Genomic DNA, 20,110 nt, shown 5'->3' on the forward strand with positions numbered 1-20,110 from the left:
GTCTTACTCCGCGGCTTCGGCCTGGGCGGCGAGGGTGGCGTCGCGCGCCTTCTCGTCGTCCGCGGCCTTCTGATAGGATTTACGGGTGGCGATATACTGGGTCACCGTGCCGATGATGCCTTTGGGCAGGAACAGCGTCACCAGCACGAACAGGCCGCCCAGCGCAAACAGCCAGTATTCGGGGAAGGCGCCGGTGAAGAAGGTCTTGCCGGCATTGACGAGAACAGCGCCGATGATCGGGCCGATCAGCGTGCCGCGACCGCCCACCGCCGTCCAGATCACCACTTCGATGGAGTTGCCGGGTTCGAATTCGCCGGGATTGATGATGCCGACCTGCGGCACGAACAGCGCGCCGGCGATGCCCGCCATCATGGCCGAGACGACGAAGGTGAACAGCTTGATGTTTTCCACCCGGTAGCCGAGGAAGCGGGTCCGGCTTTCGGCGTCGCGCACGCCGATCAGCACCTTGCCGTATTTGGAGCGGACGATGGCCGAGGACAAAAGCAGGCACAGCGCCAGCATCAGCGCGCTCATGAAGAACAGCGTTGCGCGGGTGCCGTCGGATTGAACCGAGTAGCCGAGGATGTCCTTGAAATCGGTCAGGCCGTTATTGCCGCCGAAACCCATGTCGTTGCGGAAAAAGGCGAGCAGCAACGCATAGGTCATGGCCTGGGTGATGATCGACAGATAGACGCCGTTGACGCGAGAGCGGAAGGCGAACCAGCCGAAGATAAAGGCGAGAATGCCCGGCGCCGCGATCACCATCAGCATCGCGAACCAGAACATGTCGAAGCCATGCCAGAACCAGGGCAGTTCCTTCCAGTTCAGGAACACCATGAAATCCGGCAGGATCGGATTGCCATAGACGCCGCGCGGGCCGATCTGGCGCATCAGATACATGCCCATCGCATAGCCGCCGAGGGCAAAGAAGGCGGCATGGCCCAGTGAAAGGATGCCGCAATAGCCCCAGACGAGATCCAGAGTGAGCGCCAGCAGAGCATAGGTCAGGTATTTCCCGAACAGGCTCATGACATAGGTCGGTATGCGGAAAGCGCTGTCGGCGGGCAACAACAGATTGGAGGCAGGGACCAGGATGCCGATCGCGAGAATGACCGCGATGACGATGACGATGCGTTGATCCAACGCGCGGAGGATAAAGCCGGTGATCATGCTTCGATCGCCCTTCCCTTGAGTGCGAAGAGACCACGCGGCCGCTTCTGAATGAAAAGGATGATGAGAACCAGAACCAGAATCTTGCCGAGCACGGCGCCGACGGTCGGCTCGAGGAACTTGTTGAGGATGCCGAGCGACAGGGCGCCGACCAGCGTGCCCCAGAGATTGCCGACGCCGCCGAACACCACGACCATGAAGCTGTCGATGATGTAGGATTGGCCGAGGTTCGGGGACACATTGTCGATCTGACTGAGCGCCACCCCGGCGATGCCGGCGATGCCGGAGCCCAGCGCAAAGGTCAGCGCGTCGACCCAAGGCGTGCGGATGCCCATGGAGGAGGCCATCCGGCGGTTCTGGGTGACAGCGCGCATCTGCAGGCCATAAAACGAGCGTTTCATCAGCACGAGCAGCGCGAAGAAGACCGAGAGCGAGAAGACGACGATCCAGAGGCGGTTCCAGGTAATCGTCATGCCGCCAAGCGGGAAGGAGCCCGCCATCCAGGAGGGATTGCCGACTTCCTGATTGGTCGGACCGAAAATGGTGCGAACGAGCTGCTGCAGGATCAGCGAAACGCCCCAGGTCGCCAGCAGTGTTTCGAGCGGTCGGCCATAGAGGAAGCGGATGACGCCCCGCTCGATGATGAGACCCACGACGCCGGTGACGAGGAAGGCGACGGGCAGCGCGATGGCCAGCGACAGGTCGAACAGGCCCGGATAATTGTCGCGGATGATGTCCTGCACCACGAAGGTGGAATAGGCGCCGAGCATGACCATTTCGCCATGCGCCATGTTGATAATGCCCATGACGCCGAAGGTTATGGCGAGGCCGATGGCGGCAAGCAGCAGAACCGAGCCGAGCGACATGCCGTACCAGATATTCTGAAGCGTGTCCCAGAGCGCGAGATTATCCTGGATGGATGCGATCGCCGCGTCTATGTCCGGTTTGACCGAAGCATCCGCCGTGCCGGCGGCGGCCATCAGGATGCCGATGGCGTCGCGGCCGCCGATTTTGTCCAGGATCGTCGCTATGGCCGCCTTCTTGGCGTCCGCGTCGAGATCCGAGCCGAGCACGGAGACCGACCGGGCGGTTTCCATGCGGGTCTTGACGACCGGATCGGTTTCCTTGGCGATCGCGGCCTCAAGAAGGCCGAGGTTTTCGGCGCTGGGAGATTTCAGCACGGCGTCGGCGGCCTGAAGCCGGACATTGCGATCGGGGCTTAGCAAGGTCAGCCCGCCCAGCGCCGAACGGATGGCGCGGCGGAGATTGTTGTTGACCCTGATCTTGGTCAGCGCGCCTTTCGGTTCTTCGCCGACAATCTCTCCCGACAGCGGGTCGACAAGCGAAAGATTGGTGCCGGCCGGTTTGGTCAGGAACACGGCATTGTCGGACTTGCGGAAATAGAGATCGCCTTCCCCGAGCGCCTCGAGCACCGGAACCACATTGGGATCGCCGGTGGCCGCCAACCCCTGGACGATGGCGGGAATGTCGGGCAGCTTGGCGGAGGCCAAGGCGTTGATCTGTGTCTTCAGGTCCTGCTGGGCCCATGCAAGCGTCGTGGCGACGCTCAAAAGCAGCGATATGGCCAGGAGAATGGTTCTGAATGCGCGTGACATTTTGGTGTCCACCAATGTTTCGCCGGAGAATGCGAGCGGTTCGTTTCAGGCGTCAGTTTTGAACCTTCGACGTCATCCTCGGTCTTGTCCCGAGGATCTGCGACGCGGGATGGAGATTGCACCGCCGTAATCAATGCAATGTGTGCGGATCCTCGGAACAACCCCGAGGATGACGTCTGCGCGCCTTGCGGCCCGGAGCCGTCGCAAACAGAGCGGGCAGCCTGTGACTGCCCGCTCCTTATCTCATCCTCTTGGGGTTTAGAGGATGCACTCAGGAGCCCTTGCCGCCGCACTTTCCGCTGACGACATTGAAGTTGCCGCAGGACATCGGCTTGCGCCAATCGGAGATCAGATCCTTGGAGTCGGGCAGGTAATCGGACCATTCGTCGCCGACGACGGCAGCCGTCTGCTGGACGATGTCGAACTGGCCGTCGGCCTGGATTTCGCCGATCAGCACCGGCTTGGTGATGTGATGGTTCGGCATGACGGTTGAGTAACCGCCCGACAGGTTCGGCACGGAGACGCCGATGATCGCGTCGAGGACCGGGTCGGTGTCGGTGGTGCCGGCGGCTTCGACAGCCTTCACCCAGGCGTTGAAGCCGATATAGGCGGCTTCCATCGGGTCGTTGGTGACGCGCTTGTCGTTCTTGGTGTAGGCGTGCCAGGTCTTGATGAACTCGGCATTGACCGGGGCGTCGACGGACTGGAAGTAGTTCCAGGCAGCCAGATGGCCGACCAGCGGCTTGGTGTCGAGGCCGGCGAGTTCTTCTTCACCCACCGAGAAGGCGACGACCGGGATGTCTTCGGCCTTGATGCCCTGGTTGCCGAGTTCCTTATAGAACGGCACGTTGGCGTCACCGTTGATGGTGGAGACGACAGCGGTCTTCTTGCCGGCGGAGCCGAACTTCTTGATGTCGGACACGATCGTCTGCCAATCGGAATGACCGAACGGCGTGTAGTTGATCATGATGTCCTCTTCCTTGACGCCCTTGGACATCAGGTAGGCCTTCAGGATCTTGTTGGTCGTCTGGGGATAGACGTAGTCGGTGCCGGCCAGAACCCAACGCTCGACGCCTTCGGTGTTGGCGAGATAGTCGACGGCCGGGATGGCCTGCTGGTTCGGAGCGGCGCCGGTGTAGAAGATGTTGCGCGACGATTCTTCGCCTTCATACTGGACCGGATAGAACAGGATGGAGTTCAGCTCTTCGAAAACCGGCAGGACCGACTTGCGCGACGACGAGGTCCAGCAACCGAACACGGCCGAAACCTTGTCCTTTTCGATCAGGTCGCGGGCCTTTTCGGCAAACAGCGGCCAATCGGAGGCCGGGTCGACGACGACGGCTTCGAGCTTCTTGCCGAGAACGCCGCCCTTCTTGTTCTGCTCTTCGACGAGCATCAGCATGGCGTCCTTGAGCGTGGTCTCGGAAATGGCCATGGTGCCGGACAGCGAATGCAGGATGCCGATCTTGATCGTATCATCGGCGGCAAAGGCGCCCTGGAAGGCGGTCGCCGACAGCATGCCGGCGACGAATGCGCTGGTGAGCATGGACTTGAGTTTCATGGAATTCCCCTCTCGCTTGGTGGCGCAACGGTTTAATGAAGTCTTAATTTCCGTTGTCTGCGGGGACTATCCGTCCGGATTGTGCAATGCGACATACGTCATTTGACGTAAGGGGAGGGGTAAAAGAGGGAAGAATTGCGCCGGCGTCGCGCTTTCTCCGCATGGGACGAAGACAGGATAGGGCTGCCGTGCTAGGCCGCGCAGAGGATAAAAACAGGGACCACGACCCATGCGACAGATTAGCGAAGACGGCCGGCGCATTCTATCCGACGCGGCGCAGCGGCATGGCGTGAGCCTTGACGCGGTCGAGCACCTCATTCTGGCGCTTGCGGCGAGCGGCGGATCGCAGGCGCAGTTCAACCATCCCGATCTCGGCGGCATGGGCCAGTGGTCGCAAGGCGGCATGATCATGATCGGCGACATGTTCAACAACGGCCTCAAGGCCAAAGTCGACTGGCTTTGCCAGGATCTGGCCGGCCTGTTGCGCGGACAAGACGTTTTTGCGCCAGCGCCGGTTTACCAGAGCCAGCAGCAGGGCGCCGGCGTGAGCCTGTTCGTGCCGGGTTCATATGGTCAGGCAAGCGGATGGCCTGAGGAACTCGGGCAACCGTCCTCGGTGGGATCGCAGAACAATCTGCGCTACGCCTTCTTCCCCGCGACGCGGCGACTGGCGATCGACATGGGCGGGGCGCTGACCATCTATGACACCGGCGATCACCAGATCGGCGGCTTCTCGCAGCAGCAGGGCGGCGACCAATCGCTGACCTTCACCTCGCAATATGGACTGGTCCGCGTCAGCGACCTGCCAGTCGTGCGCCTCGCGTCTCCTATATCGGAGCCGGTATCGACGCCGGACGTTCGGCAGGAACACCACCAGCCGATCGAACCGGCAACGGAAACACCGATGATCCAGGCGGCCGTCGCGCCGGTCCTAAACACGCCGGCCCCCGCCGCGCCAGCGAGCGTTGAAGACGATATTTTCTCCAAGATCGAACGCTTGGCGGCCCTGCATGCGAAGGGCATTCTCACGGATGAGGAATTCTCGACCAAGAAAAGCGAGTTGCTGGCCCGGCTTTGATCGTCAGTGTCCGTCCCTGACATCCTATCTCGCAGGGGTGACAGAAGCGAGGGCTTGCGGACAAAAGCCCATCCATGCTTTTGATGTTGCATGAGCGAAAATTACTCAAAATCGGGAGGCGCCGTCGATTTGGGCGCCGCTCTTGCCGCTAAGGGCCATATGACGGCGCGCCAGCGCATCATTCCCGTCCGGCGTGACTATAATCGCTGGGTGGCGAACCAAACGCTCGAAGATTATGCGCTGCGCTTCACCGCCAAAAGCGCGCGTCGCTATACGCCGAGCCGGATTTCGCAGACGGCGATCGGCGCGATATCTTTTCTGGCGCTGGAAGCGGTCGGCGGGGCGATAACCCTGTCCTATGGCACCACCAATGCGATCTTTGCGATCATCGTCGCCTCGATCCTGCTGTTGCTGATCGGCGTGCCGATCAGTCGCTATGCGATCCGCCATGGCGTCGATATCGACCTGCTGACGCGCGGCGCGGGCTTTGGCTATATCGGCTCGACAGTGACCTCGTTGATCTACGCGACCTTCACCTTCATCCTGTTCGCCATCGAAGCTTCGATCATGACCGGGGCGCTGGAGCTCGCCTTCGGCGTGCCGCTCTGGCTGGGCTACATCATCAGCGCCGTGGCGGTGATCCCGCTGGTCACGCATGGCGTCAAGCTGATTTCGCGTTTCCAGCTCATCACCCAGCCGATCTGGATCATTCTCAACATCCTGCCCTTCATCTTCATCGCATTCGCCGATTGGCAGAAATTCGAGGTCTGGCTGGGTTTTGCGGGGCGTGGACATGAATCGGGCGAAATCGGCACGGTGGCGCCCTTCGATCTCGCGATGTTTGGGGCGGCGTCCGCAGTCATTCTTGCGCTGATGGCGCAGATCGGCGAGCAGGTCGACTTTCTGCGCTTCCTGCCGGCGGAAGGCAAACCGCAGACCATCACCCAGAAGATCGCTCGTTTTCTCGCCGGCCCAGGCTGGGTGGTGGTGGGGGCGCCCAAACTTCTGGCCGGTTCGTTCCTGGTGGTGTTGGCGCTGAGTTCGGGCGTGCCGGCCGAACTGGCCGCTGATCCCGCCCATATGTATGTCACGGCCTTCGGCTATATGGTTCCGAACCAGACCGCCGCGCTGATCCTGACCGCCGGTTTCGTGGTGGTGTCGCAGCTCAAGATCAATGTGATGAACGCTTACGCGGGCTCGCTCGCCTGGTCGAACTTCTTTTCGCGGTTGACGCATAGCCATCCGGGCCGCGTCGTCTGGTTGTTCTTCAACGTCGCCATCGCACTGCTTTTGATGGAGCTTGGCATCTACAAACTGCTCGAAGAAGTGTTTGGCGTCTTTTCGATCGTCGCCGCCGCCTGGCTGTGCACGATTTCCGCCGATCTCTTCATCAATAAGCAGCTTGGGCTTGCCCCGCCCGGCATCGAGTTCAAGCGCGCCCATCTCTATGACGTCAATCCGGTCGGCATGGGCGGCATGCTGATCTCGGCGGCGGTGGCGCTGACGGCGCATTTCGGCCTTTTCGGCGATTTCGCCGCCGCATTGGCCATCTATCTCGTTCCGATCGTCGCCTTCATCGCTGCGCCGGCGATCGCCTGGGCCACGAAGGGCAAATATTACCTCGCCCGCAAGCCGCGTCAGGCCTGGAAATCACTGTCCTCGATCACCTGCTCGATCTGCGAACATCCGTTCGAGCCCGAGGACATGGCCTGGTGTCCGGCCTATTCCGCGCCGATCTGCTCGCTGTGCTGTTCGCTCGACAGTCGTTGCCATGATCTCTGCAAGCCGAAGGCCCGGCTCGAATATCAGGCGCGGGAAGTGGCGGCGACATTCCTGCCGGAACGCGTCATTACCGCGCTCGGCACGCGGCTCGGGCGCTATGGCATGATCCTGTTCGCGGCCTTGGTCAGCATCGGCGCAACCTTGTGGATGATCGCCCGGCATGCCGGGGCCGAAACGCCCGAGACGGCCATGGTGGTGAACGCCACCGTCATGCTGGTCTTCGTGGTGTTTTCCATGCTGGCGGGCATCGCCGCCTGGTTCTTCGTGCTCGCCCATGACAGCCGGGTGGTGGCCGAGGAGGAAAGCTCCCGCCAGACCACGCTGCTGCTCAAGGAAATTTCCGCCCACAAAAAGACCGACGCGGCGCTGCAACAGGCCAAGGAGACCGCGGAAGCCGCCAACCGCGCCAAGAGCCGCTATGTCGTGGGGCTGACCCATGAATTGCGCACGCCGCTCAACGCCGTGCTCGGCTATGCGCAACTTCTGGAGCGCGACGAGGCGATTCCGGACGCCAAGCGCTCGGCGCTCCGGGTGATCAAGCGCAGCGCCGACCATCTGTCCGGGCTGATTGACGGGTTGCTCGACATTTCCCGTATCGAGGCGGGTCGGCTGCAGGTCTATTCCAACGAAATCAACGTCTATGATTTTCTCGACCAGATCGTCAGCATGATGGCTCCGCAGGCCGAGGCGAAGGGGCTGGACTTCACGCTGAGGCGCGATCCGGCCCTGCCGCAATATGTGCGCACCGACGAGAAGCGTCTCCGGCAGATCCTCGTCAATCTCTTGTCCAACGCGGTCAAATACACCGCCGCCGGCAGCGTGGTTCTCGATGTGCAGTATCGCAATCAGGTGGCCACGTTCACGGTGTCCGACACGGGTTCCGGCATGCCGGAGGACGATCTCAAGGTGGTGTTCGAGCCGTTCCAGCGCGGCTCCGGCGCGCAATCGAAACTGGCGCCGGGTCTCGGGCTCGGGCTCACCATCACGCGGCTGTTGACCCAGACGCTGGGTGGCGAGATCACTGTCGAGAGCCGGTTGGGGGAGGGCACGACCTTCCGTGTCAGGCTGATGCTTTACGGCTTGGCGCGTTCGGAAAAGCCCAAGGCCGACCAGAAGCTGCTGACCTATACTGGGCCGCGCCGGACGGTGATGGTGGTCGACGATAATGAGGATCATCGCGAATTGATGCGCGAATTGCTGGCGCCGCTTGATTTCGTGGTGCTGACCGCCGAATCCGGGCCGGAATGTCTGATGCTGATCGAAGGGGCCAATCCGGATATTTTCCTGGTCGACATTTCCATGCCCGGCATGAGCGGCTGGGAACTGGCCGTCAGGCTGCGCGACATCGGCCAGACCGCGCCAGTCGTGATGTTGTCGGCCAATGTCGGCGACGGCGCGCCCGCCGCCGCGAGCGGCGATCACAATGACACGCTGTCCAAGCCCATTGATTTCCGCCAGCTGCAGGACAAGCTGGCGCTCTGGCTCGGCGTGGCCTGGGTCTATGCGGTGGCTGGGCCTGAGGCGACTCCGTCTGCGGATCTGCGCAGCCCGGGCGCGGGTCATCTGCAGGATCTGATCCGGCTGGGCGAAATCGGTTATGTGAGGGGGATCGAAAGCAAGCTCGGCGAGCTTGCCAAGACCGAGGAAAACAGGCACTTCACCGATGTCATGACAGCCCATATCCGCGCCTTCAACATGGACGCCCTGCTCGCCGATCTCAGAAAGCTCGAGCGCGAGGAGTCGTCGTCATGACCAGCCAGCAGGCGCCGCGCGACATTATCCTTCTGGTGGACGACAGTCCCGATTCGCTCAGTTTCCTGACCGACGCCTTGGAAGCCTCCGGCTATTCGGTGCTGATCGCCACGTCAGGGGCGGCGGCTCTGTCGATTTCCGAGCGGATCACGCCGGATCTCATCCTGCTCGACGCGGTGATGCCCGGCTTGGACGGGTTCGAGACCTGCGCCCGGCTGAAAGGCATGGGCAGCGTGGCGCAGGCGCCGGTGATCTTCATGACCGGACTGACCGAGACGGAACATGTGGTGCGCGCGCTGGGAGCCGGCGGCGTCGATTATCTGACCAAGCCGATCAATGTCGAGGAATTGCGGGCGCGCATCCGCGTGCATCTCGCCAATGCGCGCTCCGCCCAGAGCGCGCGGGTGGCGCTCGACGCGGCAGGCCGGCATCTTCTGGCGGCCCGGGACGACGGTAAAATCCTATGGTCGACCCCGCAGGCGACGCGGCTGGTCAATGCCGCCACCGGCCGCGACGACGGGCTGGATCTGGTGGCTGACAAGATCGGCGCATGGATTCGCGAGCGCCGGCTGGCGCATCCTCACGACGCCCAGGCGATCACCATCGAGACAGGCCGGGAGGCGTCCCTGTCGCTGACCTTCATCGGCGCGATCGGTCAGGACGAAAACCTGTTTCGGCTGACCAGTCAGACCCAGGCGCAGGACGATGAGAGGCTGCGCCAGCATTTCCAGCTGACGATCCGCGAGGCGGAAGTGCTGGCCTGGATCGCCAAGGGCAAATCCAACCGCGACATCGGCGAGATCCTCGGCCTGTCGTCGCGCACAGTGAACAAACATCTCGAGCAGATCTATGTGAAGCTGGGCGTCGAAAATCGCGCTTCGGCTGCGGTGAAGGCGGCGAATATCCTGATGCAGGGCTGACGCAACGAGATCGCCGGCGTGATTCTTGGCGGGAAGGGGACGAGAGCCCGTGAAGCGCGACCGGGCGTGGTTCGCCCGATCGCGAAGCGCCGTCAGGCGGCGGTTTCTTCGGTGAAGGAAGGCATGTTCATGCCGCCAGGAGGCGGGCCCATCGGGCCTTTCGGAGCATTTTCGGTTACGAAGGTCGTAAACTGCTCTTCGGTGACATAGCCCTGGCCTTCCGAATCGATCTTCGAGAACAGTTCCTGCGCGCGAGCGTCGTCTTCGCCGCCAGGAGCCTTGGCGAGGAATTCGGATTCGGTCAGCTTTGCGTCCGAATCGGCGTCGAGATCACTGTAAAGGCTGCTCGGATCGCCCATTCCCGCCATTGGCGGCATGCCGCCCTGCTGGCGCAGACCCATCATCGCGCCCATGGCGTCGCCGCCCATGCGGGATTCCGGCGCTTGCTTTGCGGCCGAGAGCTGGTCGAAAGTGACCGAACCGGTTCCTTCCGTGTCGATTTTGGAATAAAGTTTGGTTGCCGCTTCTTCCGACATTTTGGAAGGACGGCTTGACACGAATTCGGACTGGCTCAATGCGCCATTTTGATCAGTGTCGGTCTTGTTGAACATTTCCTGTTGTTTGGCAAGCATCGCCGCCATGCCGCCAGAGGCGGCGGATACGCTGGTCATCTTCGATCTCCAAGGTGCTTTGCGCAGCCTCTCTCCGTCCCACCTGGAAGATCCGCGCTATCCTGGCAAATCATTGCCTGCTCGTAATAGTATATAGGTCGAATATATTTACAATAAATATTGACATTTTTGGATTAGTTTTGTATTTATTGTTTTTAATCGAAGTTGATTTACAGTAATAATCAGTTAATTTGGTTTCCAAAACATATATTTATTTTAGTGGCTTTGAGGCAGGCAAGTCGTCGGCGAGATCCTTCAGACGCTCGCGTCCCCTACGCAGCCGGTATCGCCTGGATGTCGGATTGCGACAAGAGAGAATAACCTCCGCATTGTGATAACCATCTTTTAACGATAATGAGGTCTTACTCGGATCGCTCGGGTTTTGTGCGCCGCACGCCTTCGTTTCACCAAATTTGGCGTAAAAAAGGCGGTCCAGAGCTCAACGGTCAAGGCCAAAGGCTGCTCGGCGGCCGATTAGCGACGGACACCACATTGAACGCCGCCCGGCTCGGATCGCGATCGAGGCCGGGTGTTTGGATTCGGGGACTAAAGATATGGAAACGGCAAATCTGGCGGCAGCCCATGCGGACATGTCGCTCTGGGCGCTCTTCATGCAGGCGGGCTGGGTCGTCAAGCTCGTGATGCTCGGCCTGCTCGGCGCATCGGTTTGGACTTGGGCTATGGTGGTCGACAAATTGATCAGCTTCAACAAGTTCAAGCGCCAGCTTGATAGTTTTGAACAGGTTTTCTGGTCCGGACAGTCGCTGGAGGAACTCTATCGCACGCTGTCCGAGCGACAGGTTTCGGGCATGGCCGCGATTTTCGTCGGCGCCATGCGCGAATGGAAGAAGAGTTTCGAGCGCGGCGCCCGGTCGCCGATCGGCCTGCAGATGCGCATCGACCGCGCCATGGACGTGACGCTGGCGCGCGAATCCGAAGTGCTGGAAGCGCGGCTGTCGTCGCTCGCCACCATCGGCTCGGCCGGTCCTTTCGTCGGTCTCTTCGGCACCGTGGTCGGCATCATGACCTCGTTTCAGGGCATCGCCGCGTCGAAATCGACCAATCTCGCCGTCGTCGCTCCCGGGATCGCCGAAGCCTTGCTTGCGACCGCTATCGGCCTGGTCGCCGCCATCCCCGCCGTCATCGCCTATAACAAGTTCTCCGGCGACGCCGGCAAGCTGGTTGCGCGTATGGAAGGCTTCGCCGACGAATTCTCCGCCATACTCTCGCGCCAGATCGATGAGAGACTGCAGCCACGCCAGGCGGCGCAGTAAGGATCGGGGGACGTCGATATGGGTATGTCAGCAGGGACTCAGGGCGGTGGATCGGGCGGACGCCGCGGCAGCCGTCGCGGCGGCGGACGTCGCGCTCCGGTCAGCGAAATCAACGTGACGCCGCTGGTCGACGTCATGCTCGTGCTCCTGATCATTTTCATGGTGGCTGCGCCGCTGATGACAACCGGGGTTCCGATCGATCTGCCGGAGACGCAGGCCAAGGAAATGAACTCCGACACCAAGCCGATCACAATCTCGGTCGCCAAGGACGGGCAGATCTTTTTCGGCGACGAGACGGAAGTGGCCGTGCCGATCGATGAAGTCGTGCCCAAGCTTCAGGCCATGGCCAAGGCTGGCGCGGAAGAACGCATCTTCGTGCGCGGCGACGCCGGCACGGAATATGGGCAGATCATGGCCGTGATGGGCCGAATCCAGGCCTCCGGCTACAAGAATATCGGACTGGTGACCCAGCCGGAAACAGGCGGTTAAGGCTGATCCATGCGGAGTAGCGTCGTCACATCGGTGGCATTGCATGTGGTTCTCCTGGGCGCGATGCTGATCGGCATTACGCCCAAGCCAATGGACATGGCCATTTCCGAGGCCATGCCTGTTGACCTTGTGCCGATCGAGGACGTCGCACAATTGCAGCAGGGCGACAAGGAAGCGCCGAAGGCGGAGAAATCCGCGATCGACAAGACCGAGCGGCAGGACCAGAAGCCGGACGCCATGAATGCCGGCGAAAACGACTTCGACATGAAATCCGTGCCGACGCCGACCGAAAAGCCGAGCAATCTTTCCAAGGCCGGCGCGCCGGAGACCACCGAGGACCCCAATCCGCAGCAGGACAACAGCGAGCAGAAGGCCGACAGCCAGGCGGTCGAGGATACCGCCATCGAGCCCGCAATACAGGAAATGGCCTCCGCAGAAGTGCCTAAGCCCGAATTGACACCGGAGCCGACACCTGAGCCGGCCAAGGAGACGCCGGTCGAAGAGGCTGCGCAGGAAGAACCTTTGCCTGACGCTGTGCCGATCCCGACCACGCGGCCGAAAGAAGAGCCGAAGAAGGTCGAGAAGACGGAAGAAAAGAAGCCGGAAAAGACCGAAGAGAAGAAAAAAGAAGAGAAAAAGGACGCGAAGGTCACCGAGAAGAAGAAGGACCAGAATTCGAAGGCCAAGAAGTCCGACAAGGATCAAAAGACCAAGAAGTCGACGACCAAGAAGGAATCCGATTTCAGCGCCGACGAGATCGCCACGCTCCTCAACAAGACCGAGGACAATCCCGGCGGCGCCAAGCGTTCCGACAGCAAGAAGGCCCTGGGCGCGAAAATCGCGACCGGCGGGAACACACTGTCGCAGAGCGAATTGGATGCATTGAAGGGGATTATCGAAAAGAACTGGTCGATCATGCCGGGACAGGTCAGCTCAAGCGACATCACGATCACCGTTACTTTCGAGCTCGATCAGAACGGCGATGTCGTCGGGCGTCCGGAAGTGAAGGGGACAGGCGGCGATGGCTCGTCGCTCTCCGCACTCGAAAGCGGAGCGGTTCGCGCGGTCATGCGTTCGGCGCCATTCGACAAGCTCCCGAAGGACAAATACGACACCTGGAGCAAGGTGACAGTCAACTTCTATCCGAGCGAAATGATGTGAGGCGGGCGACGACGCGGGACAGGAGCGTCGAGCGCTTGCGACCAACGAGAACAAATGGGCTGAAAGGCTGAGAGAGGACGATGAAACACCTTTACCTCAAGTTTCTGGCGATCATGGCCGGATTTCTATGTCTCGCGGCAAGCGCCGCGCAGGCTGAAATCACCATCGACTTGCGCAAGGGCAACGTCGAACCCCTGCCGATCGCCATCACCAATCTGCAATCCAGCGGCGATCTCGGCGCTCAGGTGGCTCAGGTCATCGCCGCCGATCTCAAGCGTTCCGGATTGTTTTCTCCGATCGACCAGCGCGCTTTCGTGCAGCAGATCACCAATCCCGACGCGGCCCCGCGCTTCGACGACTGGAAAACGATCAACGCCCAGGCGCTGGTGACCGGCCGGGTCACCCAGGAAGGCGATGGCCGCCTGCGGGCGGAATTCCGTCTGTGGGACGTCTATGCCGGCCAGCAGCTGATCGGCCAGCAATTCTTCACCCAGCCGGAAAACTGGCGCCGCGTCGCCCATATCATCGCCGACCAGATCTATCAGAAACTGACCGGCGAAACCGGCTATTTCGACACTCGCGTGGTGTTCGTCTCCGAAAGCGGCTCCAAGATCGAGCGCGTGCGCCAGCTGGCGATCATGGACCAGGACGGCGCAAACATGCGCATCCTGACCAAGTCGCGCGCCATCGTGCTGACGCCGCGGTTCTCGCCCAACCAGCAGGAAATCACCTATATGTCCTTTGAGGGCGAGCAGCCGCGGGTCTATCTGCTGCAGCTCGAGACCGGACAGCGCGAAGTGGTCGGCAATTTCCCCGGCATGACGTTTTCGCCGCGCTTTTCGCCTGACGGCCAGCGGGTGATCATGAGCCTGCAGGAAAAGGGCAACGCCAACATCTTCACCATGGACCTGCGCTCGCGCACGACCACGCGCCTGACCTCGACGGCGGCGATCGACACCTCGCCGTCCTATTCGCCCGACGGCCAGCGCATCGTGTTCGAAAGCGACCGCGGCGGCCGCCAGCAGCTTTATGTGATGGGCGCCGACGGCTCCGGCCAGCAGCGCATCTCCTTCGGCGACGGCTCCTATTCGACGCCGGTCTGGTCGCCCAAGGGAGATTTGATCGCCTTCACCAAACAGTCGGGCGGAAAGTTCTCGATCGGCGTGATGAAGCCGGATGGTTCGGGCGAGCGCATCCTGACCACGGGTTTTCACAATGAAGGCCCGACCTGGGCGCCGAACGGCCGTGTGATCATGTTCTTCCGCCAGCCGGCCGGTTCCGGCGGCCCGAAGCTCTATTCGATCGATATTTCCGGTTACAACGAACAGCCGATCCCGACCCCGGCATTCGCCTCGGACCCGGCCTGGTCGCCGCTGCTTGAGTAACGCAACACGGAAAAATCGGCCTGGCCGGGCAAAAATATCGCTCCGGCCGGCGCCGATTTCCGGTTTGTTAACCATACGCGTTGAAGTGAGATTAACCCCATCGGGTTACAGTCTGGAAACCCTAAAAATTAAGAATTCAGGAGCAGGCCGATGAGCCACATTCAAACCTACCAGCCGGGAGCCTTGGCGAAGCTCGCGCGCAATCCTTTCGCAATCGCGCTGGTCGCCGGCCTGGCGCTCGCCGGCTGCTCGAAGAAGAACAAGCTGGATAGCGCGTCCGATCTCGGCCTGAACGGCGCCAATTCCGCGACCCCTGGGTCACAGCAGGATTTCACCGTCAATGTCGGCGACCGCATCTTCTTCGACACCGACTCCTCGTCGATCCGCGCCGATGCGGCCCAGACGCTCGACCGCCAGGCGCAGTGGCTGAACCAGTATCCGAACTATCGGATCACCGTCGAAGGTCACGCCGACGAACGCGGCACCCGCGAATATAACCTCGCTCTCGGCGCCCGTCGCGCTGAAGCCACCCGCGACTACCTCGCCTCGCGCGGCGTCGATGGCGGCCGTCTGCGCACGATCTCCTACGGCAAGGAAAAGCCGGTCGCCGTCTGCGACGACATTTCCTGCTGGTCGCAGAACCGGCGCGCGGTCACCGCGCTCAATGGCGGCTGATCCGGTTCAAACGGCGTAAAATCGAGATGAATGCGGGCGGTCCTTCGGGGCCGCCTTTTTGTTTTCCTTACTTTGGCCCGACTCCGTTGCTTTTTGGTCGTAAAATTGGAAAACATCCCGATGTTGCGCTGCTTCGCGCAATGTCACACCAAACAGGATGACACGATGAAAAACAGGGTCATGGCCGGCGTTCTGGCGCTTGCCGTCTCGATGATGGGGGTGTCGACCGCCGGCGCTTTCAATCTGTTCGGGTCGGACGACAGCCAGCCGCGGCGTCAGGAAAGAAGCGCCGTGGTGATGGCGCAGGCGGGCGACGCCGAAATGCGGGTGCAGCAACTGGAAGAACAGCTTCGGCAGCTCAATGGGCGCGTCGAGGAAATGAGCTTTCAACTGCTGCAAATGCAGGAACAGTTGCGCAAGGCGCAGGAGGACAACGAATTCCGCTTCCAGGAACTGGAAGGGGGGGGCAAGAAGAAAAGCTCCATCGAAGTCGTTCCGGGCGCCGGCGACGTCAACACAGCCAATGCTTCCGGCGCGCAATCGCCGGGAGCAAACGACACGCTCGATAGCGCCGACCAGCAGCCGATGGATAGCGCATCGACCGAGGATCCCGGCATCGGCGCGCCGCCTGCCGATCTCGGAACCATCGAATTCGACCAGAATGGCAATCCGATGACGCCGGCCAATCCCACGCCGCCTGCCGTCGACACTTCGGAGCTGCCGCCGCCGGCCACGCCGTCTTCGCCGGACACGGGGAACTTCACCGGTGACGAAGGCCAGTATCAGGCCGCCTATAACCGTATTCTCGCCGGCGATTACGCGGGCGCCGAAGCCGGTTTCGCCGAGTTCATCGCCAATCATCCCGACAGCAAGCGGATCGCGGACGCCAATTTCTGGCTCGGCGAAGCGCAATATTCGCAAGAGAAATACACCGATTCCGCCAAGACCTTCCTGAACGCCTACAAGAGCCACGGCTCATCGGGCAAGGCGCCGGAAATGCTGCTGAAACTCGCCATGTCGCTGGCTGCTCTCGACAGCAAGGACACGGCCTGCGCCACGCTGCGCGAAGTGACGAAATCCTATCCCAAGGCCTCGCGCGCGGTGATCTCGAAGGTCGCCAGCGAACAGAAGCGCCTCGCCTGCGGATGACCGGCTCCGACCCTGTCCGCATGGCTCCGCTTGACGCGTCGAGCGCGGATTGTGTGGAGGCGTCGCTCGAACATTTTCTCGATACTAGCAGCCGGCCCTGCCGGATTCTGATCGCGCTGTCGGGCGGCGGCGATTCCGTCGGTCTGTTGACGGCGCTTGCCCGGATCAGCGCGCGGCGTCCGAACGGCGGCATCGACCTTATCGCCGCGACGGTCGATCACGGTCTGCGGCCCGGTTCGCGCAAAGAGGCCATGGCGGCGGGCCGACTGGCCGAGAGCCTCGGCGTAGCCCACGCCATTCTCGATTGGACGGGCGAAAAACCGCACACCGGCATCCAGGCCGCAGCGCGCGAGGCCCGATACCAATTGCTCGCCCGACACGCCCTCGCCAATGCCGCCGATATCATCGTGACCGGGCACAATCTCGAGGACAATCATGAAACCCGCCAGATGCGGTTGGCGCGCAACGCCGATCAAAATGTCCACGGCATGGCGGAGGCGGTGCTGTTGTTTGGAGCCGTCTGGGCGGCGCGGCCGCTGATCGGCGTCCGGCGCGAGGCGATCCGGGACTATTTGCGCGCGCAAGGGACGCCATGGGCGGAAGATCCCAGCAACGCCAATCCGACATTCGAACGAGTTCGTTTGCGCCAGGCGCCGGATGGGCGCTCACCACGGGATTTCACCGCGCTGATGCGGATGCGGCGGCAGAGGATGCAGGCGGCGGCGCGGCTACTGGACGTCCGGGCGCGGGTGATCGGCCTCAAGGTCGGCCTTGTCGATCTCTCAGAGCTTTCCCCGAATGATCCGGCGCTTCTCGATGCGCTGGGCGCGCTCGCCGCCCTGCTCGGCGGCCGCGATCATCCGCCCGGCCGAGAAGGTCGCGCGGCGATGGCGGATTTTCTGGCGAGTTCGGGGCGACGGCAGATGACGATGGCTCGGGTGGCGTTCGACCGGCGCGGCGATCTTCTTTATCTTCAGCGGGAGAACCGGAACCTGCCGACCATAACGCTAGCGGCGGGGAAAGGCGCGATTTGGGACCATCGACTGCGTATCGCCAATGCGGGCGAGGGCGGGTTGCTGATCGGCGGCAACCCCGATGGCGAGGCCTTGATCGATCCGGGCTGCTTCGACGGGCTTCCCGCCAGGGTGCGACAACTCGCGCTGAGCACAGGCCCCCACGGCCGATGGAGCGGTGTAAAAGGCCCCCAAATCACCCCTTTCTTGTCCGGATGCGACAAATTTCTGCCGCTCGAACGACTGGAACTGGGCAATGTCCTTGCAAAACTCATGGGTTTGCCGCATTTTCCATCCCCTATCTTTCGGCATCAGGCGTGAAATTGACGCTGTCGCTGCTTGGCAAGAGGTGGAGGGGCTCCTATCTTTCACCTTGAAATGGCCGTATGCCGGGTTTAATCCGGCGGTCAAACTATTCCGGTGAGGTCAATGAACCCGAATTTCAGAAATTTCGCCCTCTGGGCCATCATCGCGGTCCTGCTGGTCGCGCTGTTCAGCATGTTCCAGTCCCAGGGTGAGCGCGTCAGTTCCAGCGAGATTTCCTATTCGGAATTCGTCAAGGCGGTTGATTCCGGTCGTGTGCAGCAGGTGACATTCGTGGGCAACCGCGGACAAGGCCGGTTCACGGACAATGGAACCGCTTTCCAGACCTATGCGCCGAACCTCGACGACTCGCTGATGCAGCGGTTGCAGGACAAAAACGTCAATATCATCGTGCGGCCTGAGTCCGATGGCTCTTCCAGCATTTTCGGCTATCTGATCAATCTGCTTCCCGTGCTGCTCATCATCGGCGTCTGGCTGTTCCTGATGCGGCAGATGCAGGGCGGTTCGCGCGGCGCGATGGGTTTCGGCAAGTCCAAGGCCAAGCTGCTGACCGAGGCGCATGGCCGGGTGACGTTTGAAGACGTCGCCGGCATCGACGAAGCCAAGCAAGATCTTGAGGAAGTTGTTGAATTCCTGCGCGATCCGCAGAAATTCCAGCGCCTCGGCGGACGTATTCCGCGTGGCGTGCTGCTGGTCGGCCCTCCGGGCACCGGTAAGACGTTGACCGCCCGCGCCGTGGCCGGCGAGGCGAATGTGCCGTTCTTCACGATCTCTGGTTCTGACTTTGTTGAAATGTTCGTCGGCGTCGGCGCGAGCCGCGTGCGCGACATGTTCGACCAGGCCAAGAAGAACGCGCCCTGCATCATCTTCATCGACGAAATCGACGCGGTCGGTCGTCATCGCGGCGCCGGTCTCGGCGGCGGCAATGACGAGCGCGAACAGACCCTCAACCAGTTGCTGGTCGAGATGGATGGTTTCGAGCAGAACGAAGGCGTGATCATTATCGCCGCAACCAACCGTCCCGACGTTCTCGATCCCGCGCTTCTGCGTCCGGGTCGTTTCGACCGCCAGATCACTGTTCCGAACCCGGACGTGAATGGTCGCGAGAAAATCCTCAAGGTGCATGTGCGCAATGTGCCGCTGGCCCCGAATGTCGACCTCAAGATCATGGCGCGCGGCACTCCCGGCTTCTCTGGCGCCGATCTGATGAATTTGGTCAACGAAGCCGCTCTTCTGGCTGCGCGCCGCAACAAGCGCCTCGTGACCATGGCCGAGTTCGAAGACGCCAAGGACAAGGTGATGATGGGCGCCGAGCGCAAGTCGCTCGCCATGACGCCCGAGGAAAAGCGCAACACCGCCTATCACGAAGCGGGCCACGCCATCATCGCTCTCAAGCTGGCCGGCGCGATCGATCCGATTCACAAGGCCACAATCATACCGCGCGGTCGTGCGCTGGGCATGGTGATGACCCTGCCGGAAAGCGATCGTTACAACTGGACCTATGAAAAGGCCGTCGCCCGCCTGACGATGTTGTTTGGCGGCCGCGAGGCGGAGATCATTACGTTCGGTCCGGAAAAGGTGACGACCGGCGCGTCTGGCGACATCCAGATGGCCACGGGTCTTGCCCGCTCCATGGTCATGGAGTGGGGCATGAGCGAAAAGCTCGGCCGCGTCCGCTATCGGCCCAACGAGCAGGAAGTCTTCCTTGGCCATTCGGTGAGCCAGTCGACCAATATGTCCGACGAGACCGCCAAACTGATCGACGAGGAAGTGCGGCGGCTGATCGAGGAGGGTGAGACCAACGCCCGCAATATCATCGCCGACAATCGCGATCAGTTCATCTCGATCGCGGAGGCGCTGCTCGAATTCGAGACTTTGACGGGCGACGAACTGCGTGACCTCATGAACGGCAAACCGCCGTCGCGCGACGCGTTCGACGATTCGTCGACGCCGAGCCGCGGTTCGGCTGTTCCCTCGGCCGGTACTCGAGGCAAGGACGGCGCGTCCGAAGCGGAAGGCGGATACGAGCCGCAACCGCAATAACGTTTCTTCAAACCTCGCCTTTCAGAAACCCCGCGACATCGCGGGGT

15 protein-coding genes are annotated in these 20,110 nt (G+C 61.6%); 11 read left to right on the plus strand and 4 right to left on the minus strand.

The annotated features are described in order from the left end of the window. Positions 1–3 precede the first annotated feature (3 nt). The 3 genes from urtC to urtA form a co-directional block, all read right to left on the minus strand. Positions 4–1,170 (minus strand): urea ABC transporter permease subunit UrtC, encoded by a 1,167-nt coding sequence (urtC, locus tag M2360_RS05560; protein ID WP_280773417.1) that lies wholly within the window; start codon positions 1,168–1,170, stop codon positions 4–6. Further along, the gene (urtB, locus tag M2360_RS05565) at positions 1,167–2,786 is read right to left on the minus strand and encodes an urea ABC transporter permease subunit UrtB (protein WP_280773419.1); all 1,620 of its coding nucleotides are present in this window, start codon (positions 2,784–2,786) and stop codon (positions 1,167–1,169) included. The genes urtC and urtB overlap by 4 nt, the downstream gene beginning before the upstream one ends. 271 nt (positions 2,787–3,057) lie before the next feature. Beyond that, positions 3,058–4,347 (minus strand): urea ABC transporter substrate-binding protein, encoded by a 1,290-nt coding sequence (gene urtA, locus M2360_RS05570; RefSeq protein WP_280773421.1) that lies wholly within the window; start codon positions 4,345–4,347, stop codon positions 3,058–3,060. 229 nt (positions 4,348–4,576) lie between these two features. On the opposite strand from urtA, the gene M2360_RS05575 reads away from it, so the two are divergent. The 3 genes from M2360_RS05575 (at position 4,577) to M2360_RS05585 (ending at position 9,879) form a co-directional block, all read left to right on the plus strand. Then, positions 4,577–5,425 (plus strand): SHOCT domain-containing protein, encoded by an 849-nt coding sequence (locus M2360_RS05575; RefSeq protein ID WP_280773423.1) that lies wholly within the window; start codon positions 4,577–4,579, stop codon positions 5,423–5,425. A gap of 159 nt (positions 5,426–5,584) precedes the next feature. After that, complete coding sequence (locus tag M2360_RS05580; protein WP_280773599.1) at positions 5,585–8,959, plus strand: ATP-binding protein; 3,375 nt, start codon at positions 5,585–5,587, stop codon at positions 8,957–8,959. Next, the gene (locus M2360_RS05585; protein WP_280773425.1) at positions 8,956–9,879 is read left to right on the plus strand and encodes a DNA-binding response regulator; all 924 of its coding nucleotides are present in this window, start codon (positions 8,956–8,958) and stop codon (positions 9,877–9,879) included. The genes M2360_RS05580 and M2360_RS05585 overlap by 4 nt, the downstream gene beginning before the upstream one ends. A 92-nt stretch (positions 9,880–9,971) precedes the next feature. On the opposite strand, the gene M2360_RS05590 is transcribed toward M2360_RS05585, so the two are convergent. Next, complete coding sequence (locus tag M2360_RS05590) at positions 9,972–10,550, minus strand: EF-hand domain-containing protein (protein WP_280773427.1); 579 nt, start codon at positions 10,548–10,550, stop codon at positions 9,972–9,974. 554 nt (positions 10,551–11,104) lie between these two features. Here M2360_RS05590 and tolQ point away from each other — a divergent pair. The 8 genes from tolQ (at position 11,105) to ftsH (ending at position 20,063) form a co-directional block, all read left to right on the plus strand. Next, positions 11,105–11,824, plus strand: a complete 720-nt coding sequence (gene tolQ, locus M2360_RS05595; protein WP_280773429.1) for a protein TolQ — start codon at positions 11,105–11,107, stop codon at positions 11,822–11,824. A gap of 18 nt (positions 11,825–11,842) precedes the next feature. Next, positions 11,843–12,313: a protein TolR gene (gene tolR / locus M2360_RS05600; RefSeq protein ID WP_280773431.1), complete on the plus strand. Its 471-nt coding sequence runs from the start codon at positions 11,843–11,845 to the stop codon at positions 12,311–12,313. A 9-nt stretch (positions 12,314–12,322) separates the two neighbouring features. Next, positions 12,323–13,474 (plus strand): cell envelope integrity protein TolA, encoded by a 1,152-nt coding sequence (locus M2360_RS05605; RefSeq protein WP_280773433.1) that lies wholly within the window; start codon positions 12,323–12,325, stop codon positions 13,472–13,474. An 80-nt stretch (positions 13,475–13,554) separates the two neighbouring features. Further along, positions 13,555–14,859 (plus strand): Tol-Pal system beta propeller repeat protein TolB, encoded by a 1,305-nt coding sequence (gene tolB, locus M2360_RS05610; protein WP_280773435.1) that lies wholly within the window; start codon positions 13,555–13,557, stop codon positions 14,857–14,859. Between the two features lie 150 nt (positions 14,860–15,009). Continuing rightward, positions 15,010–15,534: a peptidoglycan-associated lipoprotein Pal gene (gene pal / locus M2360_RS05615; RefSeq protein ID WP_280773437.1), complete on the plus strand. Its 525-nt coding sequence runs from the start codon at positions 15,010–15,012 to the stop codon at positions 15,532–15,534. Positions 15,535–15,699: 165 nt separating this feature from the next. After that, complete coding sequence (ybgF, locus tag M2360_RS05620) at positions 15,700–16,683, plus strand: tol-pal system protein YbgF (RefSeq protein ID WP_280773438.1); 984 nt, start codon at positions 15,700–15,702, stop codon at positions 16,681–16,683. Positions 16,684–16,703: 20 nt separating this feature from the next. Further along, a complete protein-coding gene (gene tilS / locus M2360_RS05625; RefSeq protein WP_280773441.1) occupies positions 16,704–18,017 on the plus strand; it encodes a tRNA lysidine(34) synthetase TilS in 1,314 nt (437 codons plus the stop codon). 108 nt (positions 18,018–18,125) lie between these two features. Then, entirely contained in the window at positions 18,126–20,063 is a 1,938-nt protein-coding gene (gene ftsH / locus M2360_RS05630; RefSeq protein ID WP_280773443.1) for an ATP-dependent zinc metalloprotease FtsH, read from the plus strand. The last annotated feature ends 47 nt before the right edge of the window (positions 20,064–20,110 follow it).

This window comes from Rhizobium sp. SG_E_25_P2, from assembly GCF_029892285.1.
GTDB lineage: Bacteria > Pseudomonadota > Alphaproteobacteria > Rhizobiales > Rhizobiaceae > Rhizobium_E.

What these genes read in the sequence shown, in the direction of transcription:
- M2360_RS05580 (WP_280773599.1), top strand. Translation starts at nt 5,585, where the DNA reads ATGACGGCGCGCCAGCGCATCATTCCCGTCCGGCGTGACTATAATCGC.
- tolR (WP_280773431.1), top strand. Translation starts at nt 11,843, where the DNA reads ATGGGTATGTCAGCAGGGACTCAGGGCGGTGGATCGGGCGGACGCCGC.
- tolQ (WP_280773429.1), top strand. Translation starts at nt 11,105, where the DNA reads ATGGAAACGGCAAATCTGGCGGCAGCCCATGCGGACATGTCGCTCTGG.
- urtA (WP_280773421.1), bottom strand. Translation starts at nt 4,347, where the DNA reads ATGAAACTCAAGTCCATGCTCACCAGCGCATTCGTCGCCGGCATGCTG.
- tolB (WP_280773435.1), top strand. Translation starts at nt 13,555, where the DNA reads ATGAAACACCTTTACCTCAAGTTTCTGGCGATCATGGCCGGATTTCTA.
- ftsH (WP_280773443.1), top strand. Translation starts at nt 18,126, where the DNA reads ATGAACCCGAATTTCAGAAATTTCGCCCTCTGGGCCATCATCGCGGTC.
- M2360_RS05590 (WP_280773427.1), bottom strand. Translation starts at nt 10,550, where the DNA reads ATGACCAGCGTATCCGCCGCCTCTGGCGGCATGGCGGCGATGCTTGCC.
- urtC (WP_280773417.1), bottom strand. Translation starts at nt 1,170, where the DNA reads ATGATCACCGGCTTTATCCTCCGCGCGTTGGATCAACGCATCGTCATC.
- ybgF (WP_280773438.1), top strand. Translation starts at nt 15,700, where the DNA reads ATGAAAAACAGGGTCATGGCCGGCGTTCTGGCGCTTGCCGTCTCGATG.
- M2360_RS05585 (WP_280773425.1), top strand. Translation starts at nt 8,956, where the DNA reads ATGACCAGCCAGCAGGCGCCGCGCGACATTATCCTTCTGGTGGACGAC.
- urtB (WP_280773419.1), bottom strand. Translation starts at nt 2,786, where the DNA reads ATGTCACGCGCATTCAGAACCATTCTCCTGGCCATATCGCTGCTTTTG.
- M2360_RS05605 (WP_280773433.1), top strand. Translation starts at nt 12,323, where the DNA reads ATGCGGAGTAGCGTCGTCACATCGGTGGCATTGCATGTGGTTCTCCTG.
- M2360_RS05575 (WP_280773423.1), top strand. Translation starts at nt 4,577, where the DNA reads ATGCGACAGATTAGCGAAGACGGCCGGCGCATTCTATCCGACGCGGCG.
- tilS (WP_280773441.1), top strand. Translation starts at nt 16,704, where the DNA reads ATGGCTCCGCTTGACGCGTCGAGCGCGGATTGTGTGGAGGCGTCGCTC.
- pal (WP_280773437.1), top strand. Translation starts at nt 15,010, where the DNA reads ATGAGCCACATTCAAACCTACCAGCCGGGAGCCTTGGCGAAGCTCGCG.